Here is a 15154-nt window from a genome sequence, read left to right as displayed (position 1 = left end):
TGTTGCGCGGGTTGTTTCGCTGGTAGTGTCCTGCCGTTGACGCGGGCGCGCATGGTGCCGCCCGCGCCGCAACGTCCGCCGATCGGGCCGCTGCGCATGTTGCGCGCGCGCCGTTCGACGAGCTGCCGAGGGTCGCGATGCTTTCGAATCTGCTGGTACAACTGGTCAATGGACTCGCCGACGCGTCGACGCTGTTTCTGGTCGCCGCCGGTTTGTCGTTGATCTTCGGCGTGACGCGCATCGTCAACTTTGCGCACGGCTCGTTCTATATGTTCGGCATTTACGTCGCGTATAGCATCGCGAGCCGCTTTGGCCACACGGTGGGCGGCTTCTGGCTGTCGGTGCTCGCCGCCGCGCTCGCGGTCGCGGTGTTGGGCGCGCTCGTCGAAATCGTCGTGTTGCGGCGGATCTATCAGGCGCCGGAGTTATTCCATCTGCTCGCCACGTTTGCGCTCGTGCTGATCTTTCGCGACGCCGCGCTATGGCTTTGGGGCCCCGACGATCTGTTCGGCCCGCGCGCGCCGCATCTCGCGGGCGCGGTCGACTTTCTCGGCCATCCGCTGCCCACGTACGACATCGCGCTGATCGTGATCGGTCCGGTCGTCTTGCTGCTGCTGTGGTACGCGTTGACGCGCACGCGTTGGGGCACGCTCGTGCGCGCCGCGACGCAGGATCGCGAGATGCTCGGCGCGCTCGGCATCAATCAGGCGTGGCTGTTTACCGGCGTGTTCTTCGTCGGCGCGTTTCTCGCGGGACTCGGCGGCGCGCTGCAAGGGCCGCGCATGTCGGCGAACCTGTCGCTCGACCTCGAGACGATCGGCAATGCGTTCGTGGTCGTCGTGGTCGGTGGCATGGGTTCGATTCCGGGCGCGTTCGTCGCGGCGTTGCTGATCGCCGAGATCAAGGCGCTGTGCATCGGTATCGGGCACGTGACGATCTTCGGCATCGGTTTTTCGCTGAGCCGCTTCACGCTGGTGGCCGAATTCGTCGTGATGGCGGTCGTGCTGGTGGTGCGGCCTTGGGGCTTGCTCGGCCGCGCGAGCGCCGCGGTGCGCGCGATGGGTACGCCGGAAACGCCATTGCGTCCGGCGGGCAGGCGTCTGAAGGGGCTGGCCGCCTTCGTGTTGCTGGTGCTCGCGCTCGCGCCGCTCGCGGCCAACGCGTACCCGTACATGCCGGTGCTGCTCGTTGAAATCCTGATCGCGGTGCTGTTCGCGGCGAGTCTGCATTTCATCATGGGTCCGGGCGGCCTGCATTCGTTTGGCCATGCCGCGTACTTTGGACTTGGCGCTTACGGCGCGGCGCTGTTTCTCAAAGTGCTGAATCTGCCGATGGAAGCCGCGTTGCTGCTCGGGCCGCTGCTCGCGGTGGTGGGCGCGCTCGTGTTCGGCTGGTTCTGCGTGCGACTGTCCGGTGTCTATCTGGCGATGCTGACGCTCGCATTCGCGCAGATCGTCTGGTCGGTCGTGTTCCAGTGGGACGACGTGACGGGCGGCAGCAACGGCGTGCTAGGCCTGTGGCCGTCGAACTGGCTGTCGTCGCCGGTTGCGTTTTACTACCTGACGTTAGCGTGCGCGGTGCTCGGGGTGTGGCTGCTGCGCCGCATGCTGTTCTCGCCGCTCGGCTATGCGATGCGCGCGTCGCGCGATTCCGCGCTACGCGCCGAGGCGATCGGCATCGACGTGAAGCGGGTTCAGTGGGCGTCGTTCGTGATCGCGGCGTTGTTCTGCGGACTCGCCGGATCGCTGTACGCGTTTTCGAAGGGCAACATCTCGCCCGAAGTGATCAGCGTGAGCCGCTCGGTCGATGGCCTCGTGATGGTGCTGCTCGGCGGCTTGCAGACGTTGAGCGGGCCGATCGTCGGCGCGGCCGTGTTCACGTGGCTGCAGGACACGGTCGCGCGCCAGACCGACTACTGGCAGGCGCTGCTCGGCCTCGCGATCCTGCTGCTGGTGATCGCGTTTCCACAGGGTATCGTCGGCTTCATTCGCGAGCGTTTCGGCGACGCGAACGGCGATCAGGCCGACAAGACCAACGGCGCCGCCGCGTCGCCGTCGCAACGGGCCGCCGCGGTCAAGGAGGGGCTATGAGCCTGCTGCGCGTAAGCGGTCTGTCAAGATCGTTCGGAGGACTGAAGGCGGTCGATAACGTTTCATTCGATCTCGAAGCGGGTCAACTGCTGGCGCTGCTCGGCCCCAACGGCGCGGGCAAATCGACTTGTTTCAACATGGTCAACGGCCAGTTGCAGCCGTCGTCGGGTTCGATTCTGCTCGACGGTCACGAACTCGTCGGCATGCGGCCGCGCGATATCTGGCGGCGCGGCGTCGGCCGCACGTTCCAGATCGCCGCGACGTTCAACTCGATGACGGTGCTCGAAAACGTGCAAATGGCGCTGGTGTCGCGCGAGAAAAAGACCTTCGGCCTCTGGAAGCCAGCGGGCTCGCACCATGCCGACGAAGCGTTCGCGCTGCTCGAACAGGTCGGCATGGGCGCGCACGCGAAGCGCGCGTGCGGCGTGCTCGCGTATGGCGACGTGAAGCGCGTCGAGCTTGCGATCGCGCTCGCGAACCGGCCAAAGCTGCTTTTGATGGACGAACCGACCGCCGGCATGGCGCCGAAGGAGCGCAACGAATTGATGGCGTTGACCAAGCGGCTGGTGACCGAACACGAGATCGGCGTGCTGTTCACCGAGCACAGCATGGACGTCGTATTCGCGTACGCCGACCGGATGATCGTGCTCGCGCGCGGCAAGCTGATCGCCGAAGGCGACGCCGACACGATCCGCAACGACGCGCGCGTGCAGGAGGTCTATTTCGGCACCGGCAAGACGTTCCGGCCGCACGCGCCACTGCAAGACGCGTCAGGCACCGCGCGGGATCGTGGAGCATTGCAATGAGCGAACCGATGCTGAAAGTCTCCGGCCTCAACGCGTTCTACGGTCGCGCCCACATCCTGTTCGACGTCGGCCTCGAAGTTGGGCGGGGCGAAGTGGTCGCGCTGATGGGCCGCAACGGCGCCGGCAAATCGACGACGATGAAAGCGGTGATGGGACTGCTGCCGCGCCGCCACGGCGAAGTGACGTTTCGCGGCCAGAACATCAGCGCGCTCGCGCCGTACAAGATTGCGCGCATGGGCGTCGGTTTCGTGCCCGAGGACCGCCGCGTGTTCGCGGACCTGACGGTGATGGAAAACCTCGACACGGGCCGCCAGCCGCCGCGCGAAGGCGCGCCGCAATGGACGCCCGACAAGCTGTTCCGCCTGTTTCCGAATCTCGGCGAAATGCCGAAGCGCCCCGGCGGCCAGATGAGCGGCGGCGAGCAGCAGATGCTGACCGTGTCGCGCACGCTAATGGGCAATCCGTATCTGGTGCTGCTCGACGAACCGTCCGAAGGCGTCGCGCCGGTGATCGTGGAGCAGATGGCGAACATGATTCTCGAACTGAAACGCGAAGGGCTATCCATTCTGTTATCCGAACAGAATCTGCACTTCGCTGAGCTGGTCAGCGACCGCGCGTATGTGCTCGAGAAAGGGCAGATCCGTTTCAGCGGGACGATCGGCGAACTCGCACGGAACGAAACAGTGAGGCGCGCTTATCTGAGCGTGTGAATTCATCGGGTAGTGTCGGCGAAAGGAGAGGCAGATGGCAGCAGAGACGTTGACAGGCTTGTCGGGCAAGGTCGCGGTAACGAACATCGGGCTGCTGCTGTCGGGCGATATCGATCAGCCGATTCTCGACGCGGACACGCTGGTGATCGACGACGGCGTGATCGTCGCGCTCGGCCGCGAGAAAGACTGCGATCTCGAAGGCGCGCGCACGACGGTCGACTGCAAGGGCACGACGGTCGCGCCGGGCCTGATCGACTCGCACGTGCATCCGGTGTTCGGCGACTGGACGCCGCGCCAGAATCAGCTCGGCTGGATCGAGTCGAATCTGAACGGCGGCGTGACGACGATGATCTCGGCCGGCGAAGTGCATTTGCCTGGCCGTCCGAAAGACGTGCTCGGCGTGAAGGCGCTCGCGATCACCGCGCAGCGCTCGTTCGACGGCATGCGCGCGGCCGGCGTCGGTGGCGGCGTCAAGGTGCTGGCGGGCGCGCCGGTGATCGAGAAGGGCATGGTCGAGCAGGACTTCAAGGAGCTGTCCGAAGCCGGTGTGAAGCTGCTCGGCGAAGTCGGCCTCGGCAGCGTGAAGGGCGGCGAGGAAGCGCAACAGATGGTCGCGTGGGCGCGCAAGTACGGTATCCAGAGCACGATTCACACGGGCGGTCCGTCGATTCCGGGCTCCGGCCTGATCGATCGGGACGTGGTGCTCGCCGCCGATGCCGATGTGATCGGCCACGTCAATGGCGGCCATACGTCGCTGTCGTACCGGCACGTGTGCGATCTGTGCGAGCAGTCGAGCCGCGCGCTCGAAATCGTCCACAACGGCAACGAGCGGATCGCGTTGCTGACCGCGCGCCATGCGATCGAACTGAAATGCCCGCATCGGATCATTCTCGGCACCGATAGCCCGGCCGGCTCCGGCGTGCAACCGCTCGGCATTCTGCGCATGATCGCACTGATCTCGAGCCTCGCCGACGTCCCCGCCGAAATCGCGTTCTGCTTCGCGACCGGCAATACCGCGCGGCAGCGCCACCTGCGCCAGGGGCTGATCGAGCTGGGCCGTCCCGCCGATCTCGTGTTCATGGACCGCGCGCAGCATACGGCCGCCGACACGCTGCTCGAAAGCGTGCAGCTCGGCGATATTCCGGGTGTGGGGATGGTGATGATCGATGGTCTGATCCGCTGCCGGCGCAGCCGCAATACGCCGCCCGCGACCGAAGTGCCGGTGGTGCTGTGAACGCGCGGCGCGACAGGGTGCTCGCATCATGATGAACCGCGCCGCTCAGCTCGTGCTGAAGGTGAACGGCGCGACGCATGTGGTCAGCGCGGCGGCGCAGACACCGCTGCTCTACTTGTTGCGCAACGATCTCGCGCTGAACGGGCCGAAGTTCGGTTGCGGTCTCGGCGAATGCGGCGCCTGCACCGTGCTGCTCGACGGCATGCCGACGCGTGCCTGCGTGACGACCGCCGAAGTCGCGCTGGGCCGTGAGATCACGACGCTCGAAGGGCTCGGCACGCGCACCGCGTTGCATCCGGTGCAGCAGGCGTTCATCGACGAACAGGCCGCGCAATGCGGCTACTGCCTGAACGGCATGATCATGACCGCGAAGGCGCTGCTCGATCGCGATCCGCATCCGAGCGTCGCGACGATCCAGCGCGAGCTGTCGCGCAATCTGTGTCGCTGCGGCACGCATGTCGAGATCGTGCGCGCGGTGCAGCGCGCGGCGCAATTGCTCGACGCGCAAACGGACGTGGACGACGGAGCGCGCGTATGACCGGGCCGGACTTCAGCGTCGATCGTCGTGGCGCGACGCCGTCGCGCAAGCAGTTGTACGACGCGCACAGCGTGCTGCTCGTCGCGCGGCCGCCGCATGCACCGGTCAAGGCCGCGCGCGGCCAGCCGGGTTCGCGTTCTTCGTTCGTGCCGACCGAGGCGGATCTGTTTCTGGTAGTGCGAGACGATGGCAGCGTGGTCGCGTTCAACGGTCATGTGGATCTTGGCACCGGCATCGGCACCGCGCTCGCGCAGATCGTCGCGGAAGAACTCGATGTGCCGTTGACGCGTGTGTCGATCGTGCTCGGCCATACCGGCGAAGCGCCGAACCAGGGGCCGACGATCGCCAGCGCGACGATCCAGATTTCGGCGGTGCCGCTGCGGCAGGCGGCGGCGCAAGCGCGTCAGTATCTGGTCGCGCAAGCGGCCGCGCGCCTGAATGTAGACGCGAACGATCTCGACGTGCAGGACAGCCGCGTGTTTCCACGCGATGGCGACCCGGCGCAGGGCATTCACTATGGCGAGCTGATCAAAGGCCAGCGTGTCGAACTGCTGCTGTCGAACGATGCACCTTTGAAACCGCCGCACGCGTACCGCGTCGTCGGTAAAAGCGCGCCGCGTGTCGACATTCCCGCGAAGGCGACCGGTGAGCTGAACTTCGTGCACGACGTGCGCGTGCCCGGCATGCTGCATGGACGCGTGGTGCGGCCGCCTTATGCGGGCGTCGCGCAGGGTGAGTTCATCGGGCATAGCCTGCTGGAAGTGAACGAAGCGGCGATTCGCGATTTGCCTGGCATCGTCAAGGTGGTCGTGATTCGCGATTTCGTCGGCATCGTCGCCGAGCGTGAGGAGATTGCGCAACAGGCGGCGCAGCGGCTCGACGTGCGATGGAAAACGGTCGATGGCCTGCCGCCGCTCGACACGAGCGAGCAGGTCGAAGCGGCGTTGCGCGCGAATCCGGCGACGCGGCGCGATCTGGTGATCGAAGGCGACGTGGATGCGGCGCTCGCGCAAGACCCGTCGCGCACGTTGGAACGCACTTACGTATGGCCGTTCCAGATGCACGCATCGATCGGCCCGTCGTGCGCGGTCGCGGACTATCGCAACGGAGACGGCAACGACACGCAGCTGAAAGTCTGGTCCGGCACGCAGAACCCGCATTCGCTGCGCGCCGACCTCGCGTTATTGCTGACGCTCGACGAAGCGCGCATCGACATCGTGCGGATGGATGCGGCGGGCTGCTACGGACGCAATTGCGCGGACGACGTCGCCGCCGACGCCGCGCTGCTGTCGCGCGCGGTCGGCGCGCCGGTGCGCGTGCAGCTCTCGCGCGAGGACGAACACGCGTGGGAACCGAAGGGCGCCGCGCAACTGATGGACGTACGCGGCGCGCTCACCGCCGAAGGCGAACTGGCCGCCTACGACTTTGCGACGCGCTATCCGTCGAACGACGCCCCCACGCTCGCGCTGCTGCTGACCGGCACGATTGCCGCGCAGCCGCAGGTGTTCGAGATGGGCGACCGCACGGCCGTGCCGCCGTACGACTATCGCAGCATGCGCATCGTCTGCGACGACACGCCGCCGATCGTGCGCGCCGCGTGGCTGCGCGGTGTGTCCGCGTTGCCGAACACGTTCGCGCACGAGTCGTTCATCGACGAACTGGCCGAGCAGGCCGGCGTCGATCCGGTCGAATTCCGCCTCAGGCATCTGACCGATCCGCGCGCGATCGACCTCGTCAAGGCGGTCGCGGCGAAAGCCGGGTGGGAACCGCGCGAACCCGCGTTCAGAACGCGCGGCGAGGACGACGAAGACGGCAACATCGCGCGCGGCCGCGGCATCGCGTACGCGCGCTACGTGCACAGCAAATTCCCGGGGTTCGGCGCCGCATGGTCCGCGTGGGTCGCCGAGGTCGAAGTCAATCGCAACAGCGGCGAAGTGGCGGTCACGCGCGTCGTGGTCGGCCAGGACACCGGCACGATGGTCAATCCGGATGGCGTGCGTCACCAGATTCACGGCAACGTGATCCAGACGACGAGCCGCGCGCTGAAGGAGCAGGTCAGGTTCGGCGACAACGCGGTGACGAGCCAGGAGTGGGGCGCGTATCCGATCCTGACGTTCCGCGAAGTGCCGGTGATCGACGTCGTGATGATGCCGCGCCACGGCGAGCCGCCGATGGGCGCGGGCGAGTCGGCGTCGCTGCCCGGCGCGGCCGCCATCGCCAATGCGCTGTACGACGCGACGGGGGTGCGTTTCCGTCGCCCGCCGTTCACGCCGGAAAAGATCCGCGCCGCGCTCGCCGACGCGCAGGCGCAAGACGCGGCGGCGGCGCGCAGGAAAAAGCGCCGGCGGCGCGGCTTTTTCGGCTTGTCGGCCGCGGGCGTGGTCGGCTGGCTTGGCGCGCTGTCGTTCGCCTCGGTTTCCAGCGCGCCGCTTGCGCCGATCACGCCGCCGCTTGCAAGCGCGTTTGCGCCGGAACTGGTCGCGCGCGGCAAGCTGCTCGCGTCGCTCGGTAATTGCGCGGTTTGCCATACCGCCCACAACGGCGTGCCGAACGCCGGCGGCAAGCCGCTCGCGACCCCGTTCGGCACCGTCTACAGCACCAACCTCACGCCCGACGGCCAGACCGGGATCGGCCACTGGTCGCTCGAAGCGTTCGTGCGCGCGATGCGGCACGGCATCAGCCGCGACGGTCATCGGCTGTATCCGGCGTTTCCGTACACGTCGTTCCAGAACATCTCCGATGAGGATCTGCACGCGCTCTACGCGTATCTGATGTCGCAAACGCCGGTGCGCAGCCGGCCGCCCGAAACGAAGCTCGCGTTTCCTTTCAGCGTGCGTCCGCTGATGGCTGCATGGAACGGCCTGTTTCTCGGCCGCACCGCGTTTGCCGCCAACCCCGCGCAGAGCGCGCAATGGAATCGCGGCGCGTATCTGGTGAATGGCCTTGGCCATTGCAGCGCGTGCCACACGCCGCGCAACGTGTTCGGCGCCGAGAAAACCGGCGCGACGTTCATGGGCGGAGGCAGCGCCGAGGGCTGGGAAGCGCCCGCGCTGTCGGCGTTGTCGAATGCGCCGGTGCCGTGGAGCGAGGACGAACTGTTCCGCTATCTGCGCGACGGTCACGCGCCGTTGCACGGCGTCGCGGCCGGGCCGATGGCGCCGGTGATCGGCGATCTCGCGGCGCTGCCCGACAGCGATATCCGCGCGATGGCCGTCTATCTCGCGTCGCTCAATCCGCTGGAGCCGAACGCCGATCCGGCCGCGACCGCGCGCGAATACGAACGGGCCAGCGCGATGACGGGCGCGCCGGTCACGGCGGGTGCGCGGCTTTTCGACGGCGCGTGCGCCGCGTGCCATCACGCTGGCAGCGGACCTCAGTTGTTCGGCGCACATCCGTCGCTGGCGCTGAACACGAACCTGCACGGCGCGACGCCGGACAACCTGATTCGCGTGATTCTCGACGGCATTGGCTCGCCTGCGCGGCCCGAACTCGGTACGATGCCGGCTTACCGCGACAGTTTCAACGACGCCCAGGTCGCCGAGCTAGTGTCGTTCCTGCGCGCGCAGTTCGCGGGCGGCAAGCCGGCATGGCAGGACGTCGCCGCGAACGTGGCCAGAATCCGCGCGGAACCGCGCGAGCAATGAGCCGCCAGCCGTCGTCCGAAGGTGCGCAGGTCCACGCGCTTGCACGTCCTCAGGTTCGCATGTCTGACTAAAACCACCATTCCTTCTGATAACGGAGAAACGCATGACCACGCGCGCAGGATGGATCTCTCGCCTCATGGTGTCGACCGTGTGCTCGTTTGCCGCGCTCGGCGCGAGCGCACAGCAGACCATCAAGATCGGTGAGATCAATAGCTACAAGGCGCAGCCCGCCTTTCTCGGGCCTTACAAGCAAGGCTGGAATCTCGCACTCGAGCAGGTGAATGCGGCGGGTGGCGTGCTCGGCAAGCAGCTCGAAGTGATTTCGCGCGACGACAACGGCAACCCCGGCGACACGATCCGCGTCGCCCAGGAGCTGATCGCGCGCGAGCAGGTGCAGGTGCTGTTCGGCGGCTTCCTGTCGAACACGGGCCTCGCGCTCGCCGACTTCGCGAAGCAGAAGAAGATTTTCTTCCTCGCGGCCGAACCGCTGACCGACAAGATCGTCTGGGCCGATGGCAACAAATACACGTACCGTCTGCGTCCTTCGACCTACATGCAGGTCGCGATGCTGGTGCCCGAGGCCGCGAAGCTGAAGAAGAAGCGCTGGGCGATCGTGTATCCGAACTACGAGTACGGACAATCGGCGGTGGCGACCTTCAAGAAGCTGCTGACGGCCGCGCAGCCGGACGTGCAGTTCGTCGTCGAACAGGCGACGCCGCTCGGCAACGTCGACGCGGGCGCCGTGACCCAGGCGATCGCCGACGCGAAGCCCGACGCGATCTTCAACGTGCTGTTCGGCGCCGACCTCGGCAAGTTCGTGCGCGAGGGCAATACGCGCGGGCTCTTCAAGGATCGCGCGGTGGTGTCGCTGCTGACCGGCGAGCCCGACTACCTCGATCCGCTCGGCGCCGAAGCGCCGACCGGCTGGATCGTGACCGGCTACCCGTGGTATTCGATCGATACGGCCGCGAACAAGCAGTTCGTCGACACGTATCAGGCGAAATATCACGACTATCCGCGGCTGGGCTCGGTGGTCGGCTATTCGGCGCTGATGTCGATCGCGGACGGCATCAAGAAGGCGGGTTCGACCGATCCGGACAAACTCGCCGCCGCGTTCAAGGGGCTCAACGTGCAGACGCCCTTCGGCCCGATCATGTACCGCGCGCAGGACAATCAGTCGACGATGGGCGCGTATGTCGGCGTGACCGGTGTGAAGGACGGCAAGGGTGTGATGACGTCGTACCGCTATGTGGATGGCGCGAGCGTGCAGCCATCGGACGCCGAGGTGAAGAAACTGCGCCCGGCGGATTGAGGACGTGGCGCGCGGCGGTCCGTCGTGACTGCCGCGCAATGGCCGCGCGAGTGTTGGTGAATGCACGTCCGCAGCGGCTGTTGCCACGAGCGGGCGGCTTTGAAAACGGCGGTTGCCGTCGGCGAAACCTACTCTTCCGCGTCGTGCTCCGTGACGAAGCGCTTCAGATAAGCGAGCACGGCCGCTTCCATCGCGCGATGATCGGCGGTGTTTTTCGAGCCCGCGTTTTCTTCATCGCCGAACAGTGTGGACGGCGCGTTGTGCACGTCCACTTCCTGTCCCTCGCGGAACACGCGAATTTCGTGGACGTCTTCGACGTACTCGGCGATCCAGTGCACGCCCTCGATATGTGTGCCAGCGCGAACCGTAACTATCTTCATGGCTGTCTCCATGCAAGGCGGCCGATTTGAGTTAGCGCTTCGGCGCTTACTCCCGTCCCATGTCCACCACCATACGCCGTCCCGCCGACGCACGCGAGTCCCGCCGCGCAACCGCCGCCGGAGCATGGCGCGGATGGGCGCTCCGGCACGCTCGTTGCTAAATGATAGGGACTCACCCACAACCGGAGAACCGTCATGCCAGAGCAGAAAACCTTGAAGCGTGCCGCGGCCGATAAACGCGCCGGCAAATCAGCGAGTACTCAAGCGGGAGAGTTCGTCAAGGAACAGGTGGACAAGGTCCGCGCCGGCAAGCACGGCGTGCGCTCGCCGAAGCAGGCGATCGCGATCGGGCTGTCCGAGGCGCGGCGTGCGGGCGTCGACCTAAAGCCGCCGAAGAAGGGCGCCACGAGCGAGGCGACCCGCAAGAAAGCGCAGAAGGACAGCGCGGCGGGCAAGCACGAAGGCGCCGCGAAGAAGAGTGCGAGCAAGGAGTCGAGCGCGAAACGCTCGCGTGTGTCGGAGAGCGTGCTCAAGCGCGAGAGCAAGGCCGGGGCGTCGTCGGCGGCGATGTCGAAGCAGGCGAAGTCGGCGGCGGCCAAGCGGCCAGCCGCGAGCCGCTCGGCCGCAGCCAAAAAGGCCGCTGCGACGAAGGGTGCGGCTGGACGCTCCGCTGCCGCGAAAAAGGCCGCGCAAACGCGGGCGTCGCGCGCGCATCACTGAGCTTGCGGCTCGCAATGCGTCAGCAATAGAAAAGAGCGGCGCACGCATGCGCGTGCCGCCGCTCTTTCGTCGTCGCCTGGTGGTGCGCTGGCGCGCCTTCTTACTGCACCGTCGCCAGCACCTCGCCAACGGTGCGGAAGAGCCGCGCGATCTGCTCTTCGTCGATGATCAGCGGCGGCGAGAACGCGAGGATGTCGCCGGTGAAACGGATCAGCACGCCTGCCTCAAAGCATTTGACGAACGCCTCGTAGGCGCGCGCGCCCGGCGCTCCGTCGCGCGATTCGAGCTCGATGCCCGCGACGAGGCCGAGATTGCGCACGTCCTTCACGTGCTTCGCGTCGCGCAGCCCATGCGCGGCCGCTTCGAACGTCGGCGCGAGGCTGGCCGCGCGCTCGAACAACTGGTCGCGGCGGTACAGATCGAGCGTCGCGATCGCGGCCGCGGCAGCCGCCGGATGCGCCGAGTACGTGTAGCCGTGGAACAGCTCGATCGCGCCCGGCGCGCCGCTACCCACGACCGTGTCGTGGATGGTGCGGCTCGCCGCGACCGCGCCCATCGGAATCGACGCGTTGTTGATCGCCTTCGCCAGCGTGATCAGGTCCGGCGTGACGCCGAAGTGTTCGCTCGCGGTCGCCTTGCCGAGGCGGCCAAAGCCCGTGATCACCTCGTCGAAGATCAGCAGGATGCCGTGCTTCGTGCAGATCTCGCGCAGCTTCTGCAGATAGCCTTGCGGCGGAACCAGCACGCCGGTCGAGCCGGCCACCGGTTCGACGATCACCGCGGCGATCGTCGAAGCGTCGTGCAGCGCGACGATGCGCTCCAGCTCCTCGGCCAGATGCGCGCCCCATGCGGGCTGGCCCTTCGAGAACGCGTTGTGTTCGAGGTTGTGCGTGTGCGGCAGATGATCGACCGCCGGCAACAGCGCCCCCGAAAAGGTCTTGCGATTCGGCGCGATACCGCCGACCGAAATCCCGCCGAAACCGACGCCGTGATAGCCGCGCTCGCGGCCGATCAGACGCGTGCGCTGGCCTTCGCCGCGCGCGCGATGGTAGGCGAGCGCGATTTTCAGCGCGGTGTCGACCGATTCGGAGCCCGAGTTCGTGAAGAAGATGCGATCGAGCCCTTCCGGCATCAGCTCGGCAACCTTCTTCGCCGCTTCGAACGCAAGCGGGTGGCCCATCTGGAAGGTCGGCGCGAAGTCGAGCGTCGACAGCTGCTGCGTGATCGCGGCGACGATTTCATCGCGGCCATGGCCGGCGTTCACGCACCACAGCCCGGCGCAACCGTCGAGAATCTCGCGCCCGTCGGTGCTGCGGTAGTACATGCCCTTCGCCGATTCCAGCAGGCGCGGCGCGGCCTTGAACTGGCGATTGGCGGTGAAGGGCATCCAGAAGGACGACAGATCGTCGATGACGGGGCGCGAAGTCATGGCATCTCCTCGAAGTGGTGTCGGTTGGGGCTTTAAGCGTAGCCAAACTGTAGCCCTCGCGGTTTAATGGCGGCATAAACAGTTGACCAAGTGTGGTGTCAACTGTGCTGGCGGATTCGCGCGTACTGTTCCGGTAAGCGGGCGGTCCGCGGTCCGTCTTTTTGCCCCTCGTTTTTCGCCCGAAACATGATCGAACTGGACCTTCAACGCGACCGGCGCGCGGCGCCGACGCTCGTCGAACAGGTCGTGCAGAGCTTCGCGCGCGCGATCGACTCGCAATCGCTGCGCGCGGGCGCACTGCTGCCGTCGGTGCGGCAGCTTGCTCAAAGCCACGCACTGAGCACCTTCACCGTGACCGAGGCGTACAACCGGCTCGTGTCGATGGGGCTCGTGGTCGCGCGGCGCGGCTCCGGCTATCGGGTGGCGGCGCGCTCGCCGTCCACGCGGGCGGCCGTCGCCGACTGGACGCCGCCGAGCCTGACCGCGACGTGGCTGCTGTCCGACGTGTTCGCCGATCACTCGGTGCCGATCAAGGCGGGCTGCGGCTGGCTGCCGAGCGAATGGACCAACGAGAGCGGCCTGCAGCACTCGCTGCGCGCGCTGAGCCGGGTGCCGGCCGCGCGGCTCGGCGACTATGGCCATCCGTACGGCTTCGCGCCGCTGCGCGAGCGCATCGCCGAACAACTCGACCGGCGCGGGCTGCCCGTCGACGTCGCGAACGTGCTGCTCACGCAGGGCGCGACGCAGGGGCTCGACCTGATCGTGCGCACGCTGCTGCGCGCGGGCGATGCGGTGATCGTCGAAGACCCCGGCTACTGCAATCTGCTGCAGATCCTGAAGCTCGCCGGGCTGGTCGTGCATGGCGTGCCGCGCACGCCGGCCGGCGTCGATACGGACGTTCTCGCAACGCTGGTCGCGCGGCACAAGCCGAAGGCGATCTTCGTCAACACCACGCTCCAGAATCCGACCGGCGCGACCTTCGGCATGTCGGCCGCGTTCCGCTTGCTGCAGATCGCCGAGCGCGAGCGCATCTGGGTGATCGAGGACGACGTGAGCCGCGAACTCGCGCCGGCCGGCGCGCCGCTACTGGCGGCGATGGAAGGCTTGCAGCGCGTGTTGCACGTCGGCGGCTTTTCGAAGACGGTGACGCCGTCGCTGCGCTGCGGCTATGTGGTGGCGGAGCAGGCGGTGCTGCGCGAACTCGCGCGCACGAAGATGGCGGTGGGGCTGACGTCGTCGGAAACGATCGAGCGGATCGTCGACAAGGTGCTGGTGGAAGGGCGTTACGCGCGCCACGTCGAGACGGTCAACGAACGGCTCAAGCTCGCGCACGTGGCACTCGAAGAACGGCTGGACGCGCTCGGGCTCGAGGTGTTTCACCGGCCGCGCGCGGGACTCTTCATGCTGGCGCGTCTGCCGATCGAAGCGGAGCGCGCCGCCGAGGTCGCGACCGCCGCGCTCGCGCACGGCATCTGGCTCGCACCGGGCTCCTACTTCCGTCCCGACGACGCGCCGAGCGCGTGGTTCCGCTTCAACGCGCCGTATTCGAGCGACGACGCGTTGTGGCGCTTCATCGAGCGGGTCGGGCAGGGGGCGTGGTAGACGCGGCGGCGCGCGTCGAAAGCTCAGCCGCCCGTGCCCGATCAGCTTCAGCGCGATCGGATACAGCGACGCGACCAGCAGCAGCGCCATCGCGATGTTGAAGACGCGCAGCCGCTTCGGGTTCGACAGCACCTCGCGCATCGCGGTGCCGAAACCGGCCCACACGCAGATGCACGGAAAGCCGATCACATAGAACACCGCAGCCATCGCGACGGCGTTCATGCCGAAGCTGTTGCTCAGGTGAATCGTCGTCGCGGCGGTCAGCACCATCATCCACGCCTTCGGATTGACCCACTGAAACGCGATCGCCTCGTGAAAGCGCATCGGGCGACGCTCTCCGTTCCTGAGCTTCAGTTCGCCCGACGTGCCGATTTTCCACGCCAGATACAGCAGATAAGCGACGCTGACGACTTCGAGCACCGTATACAGCACGGGGAAATGCACGAACGCCTCGCCGAGGCCGATGCCGACCGACAACATCAACAGCACCACGCCGACGCTGATGCCGGACAGATGGGGCAGCGTGCGGCGAAAGCCGAAATTGACGCCCGACGCGAGCAGCATCGTGTTGTTCGGACCGGGCGTGATCGAGGTGACGAGCGCGAACAGGATGCCGGCGGGCAGCGCGCTGAGAGTGACGAAAGACATGGGGGCTCCGGTGTCGCCAACAGAAAACGGTGAGGCTCATT

11 protein-coding genes and 1 pseudogene are annotated in these 15154 nt (G+C 66.8%); 9 read left to right on the top strand and 3 right to left on the bottom strand.

Annotation, left to right across the window (positions count from 1 at the left end; genetic code table 11):
- The first annotated feature begins 137 nt into the window (after window positions 1-137).
- The 7 genes from OKW39_RS32810 to OKW39_RS32780 all read left to right on the top strand — a co-directional run bounded on the left by OKW39_RS32810 (window position 138) and on the right by OKW39_RS32780 (window position 10334).
- Entirely contained in the window at window positions 138-2090 is a 1953-nt protein-coding gene (locus OKW39_RS32810; protein ID WP_429364260.1) for an ABC transporter permease, read from the top strand.
- A complete protein-coding gene (locus tag OKW39_RS32805) occupies window positions 2087-2896 on the top strand; it encodes an ABC transporter ATP-binding protein (protein ID WP_090807237.1) in 810 nt (269 codons plus the stop codon). The genes OKW39_RS32810 and OKW39_RS32805 overlap by 4 nt, the downstream gene beginning before the upstream one ends.
- The gene (locus OKW39_RS32800; protein ID WP_018423559.1) at window positions 2893-3606 is read left to right on the top strand and encodes an ABC transporter ATP-binding protein; all 714 of its coding nucleotides are present in this window, start codon (window positions 2893-2895) and stop codon (window positions 3604-3606) included. The genes OKW39_RS32805 and OKW39_RS32800 overlap by 4 nt, the downstream gene beginning before the upstream one ends.
- 34 nt (window positions 3607-3640) lie before the next feature.
- Window positions 3641-4840: an amidohydrolase family protein gene (locus OKW39_RS32795; protein WP_429333483.1), complete on the top strand. Its 1200-nt coding sequence runs from the start codon at window positions 3641-3643 to the stop codon at window positions 4838-4840.
- A 31-nt stretch (window positions 4841-4871) separates the two neighbouring features.
- The gene (locus tag OKW39_RS32790) at window positions 4872-5378 is read left to right on the top strand and encodes a (2Fe-2S)-binding protein (RefSeq protein WP_090807233.1); all 507 of its coding nucleotides are present in this window, start codon (window positions 4872-4874) and stop codon (window positions 5376-5378) included.
- The gene (locus OKW39_RS32785; protein ID WP_429564534.1) at window positions 5375-9022 is read left to right on the top strand and encodes a molybdopterin cofactor-binding domain-containing protein; all 3648 of its coding nucleotides are present in this window, start codon (window positions 5375-5377) and stop codon (window positions 9020-9022) included. The genes OKW39_RS32790 and OKW39_RS32785 overlap by 4 nt, the downstream gene beginning before the upstream one ends.
- A gap of 103 nt (window positions 9023-9125) precedes the next feature.
- Window positions 9126-10334 (top strand): ABC transporter substrate-binding protein, encoded by a 1209-nt coding sequence (locus OKW39_RS32780; protein ID WP_090807229.1) that lies wholly within the window; start codon window positions 9126-9128, stop codon window positions 10332-10334.
- A gap of 128 nt (window positions 10335-10462) precedes the next feature.
- On the opposite strand, the gene OKW39_RS32775 is transcribed toward OKW39_RS32780, so the two are convergent.
- Window positions 10463-10714 (bottom strand): hypothetical protein, encoded by a 252-nt coding sequence (locus tag OKW39_RS32775; RefSeq protein ID WP_018423554.1) that lies wholly within the window; start codon window positions 10712-10714, stop codon window positions 10463-10465.
- A 195-nt stretch (window positions 10715-10909) separates the two neighbouring features.
- Between OKW39_RS32775 and OKW39_RS32770 the strand changes: the two genes are divergently transcribed.
- Entirely contained in the window at window positions 10910-11434 is a 525-nt protein-coding gene (locus OKW39_RS32770) for a DUF6496 domain-containing protein (RefSeq protein ID WP_090807227.1), read from the top strand.
- Between the two features lie 100 nt (window positions 11435-11534).
- On the opposite strand, the gene OKW39_RS32765 is transcribed toward OKW39_RS32770, so the two are convergent.
- Window positions 11535-12863, bottom strand: a complete 1329-nt coding sequence (locus OKW39_RS32765) for an aspartate aminotransferase family protein (RefSeq protein WP_090807225.1) — start codon at window positions 12861-12863, stop codon at window positions 11535-11537.
- A 186-nt stretch (window positions 12864-13049) separates the two neighbouring features.
- Between OKW39_RS32765 and OKW39_RS32760 the strand changes: the two genes are divergently transcribed.
- On the top strand, window positions 13050-14465 hold the full coding sequence (locus tag OKW39_RS32760) for a PLP-dependent aminotransferase family protein (protein ID WP_187618688.1): 1416 nt from the start codon (window positions 13050-13052) through the stop codon (window positions 14463-14465).
- 36 nt (window positions 14466-14501) lie between these two features.
- Here the strand turns inward: OKW39_RS32760 and OKW39_RS32755 are convergent.
- A pseudogene (locus OKW39_RS32755) lies at window positions 14502-15113 on the bottom strand (LysE family translocator); the annotation flags it as partial.
- Window positions 15114-15154 lie beyond the last annotated feature (41 nt).

It is taken from the genome of Paraburkholderia sp. MM6662-R1 (assembly GCF_050436245.1).
Taxonomy (GTDB): Bacteria; Pseudomonadota; Gammaproteobacteria; order Burkholderiales; family Burkholderiaceae; genus Paraburkholderia; species Paraburkholderia tuberum.
This window is presented reverse-complemented; position numbering and strand designations above follow the sequence as displayed.

Bases quoted from the DNA above. Each gene is read 5' to 3' on its own strand.
- OKW39_RS32810 (WP_429364260.1), top strand. From the start codon at position 138: ATGCTTTCGAATCTGCTGGTACAACTGGTCAATGGACTCGCCGACGCG.
- OKW39_RS32805 (WP_090807237.1), top strand. From the start codon at position 2,087: ATGAGCCTGCTGCGCGTAAGCGGTCTGTCAAGATCGTTCGGAGGACTG.
- OKW39_RS32800 (WP_018423559.1), top strand. From the start codon at position 2,893: ATGAGCGAACCGATGCTGAAAGTCTCCGGCCTCAACGCGTTCTACGGT.
- OKW39_RS32795 (WP_429333483.1), top strand. From the start codon at position 3,641: ATGGCAGCAGAGACGTTGACAGGCTTGTCGGGCAAGGTCGCGGTAACG.
- OKW39_RS32790 (WP_090807233.1), top strand. From the start codon at position 4,872: ATGAACCGCGCCGCTCAGCTCGTGCTGAAGGTGAACGGCGCGACGCAT.
- OKW39_RS32785 (WP_429564534.1), top strand. From the start codon at position 5,375: ATGACCGGGCCGGACTTCAGCGTCGATCGTCGTGGCGCGACGCCGTCG.
- OKW39_RS32780 (WP_090807229.1), top strand. From the start codon at position 9,126: ATGACCACGCGCGCAGGATGGATCTCTCGCCTCATGGTGTCGACCGTG.
- OKW39_RS32775 (WP_018423554.1), bottom strand. From the start codon at position 10,714: ATGAAGATAGTTACGGTTCGCGCTGGCACACATATCGAGGGCGTGCAC.
- OKW39_RS32770 (WP_090807227.1), top strand. From the start codon at position 10,910: ATGCCAGAGCAGAAAACCTTGAAGCGTGCCGCGGCCGATAAACGCGCC.
- OKW39_RS32765 (WP_090807225.1), bottom strand. From the start codon at position 12,863: ATGACTTCGCGCCCCGTCATCGACGATCTGTCGTCCTTCTGGATGCCC.
- OKW39_RS32760 (WP_187618688.1), top strand. From the start codon at position 13,050: ATGATCGAACTGGACCTTCAACGCGACCGGCGCGCGGCGCCGACGCTC.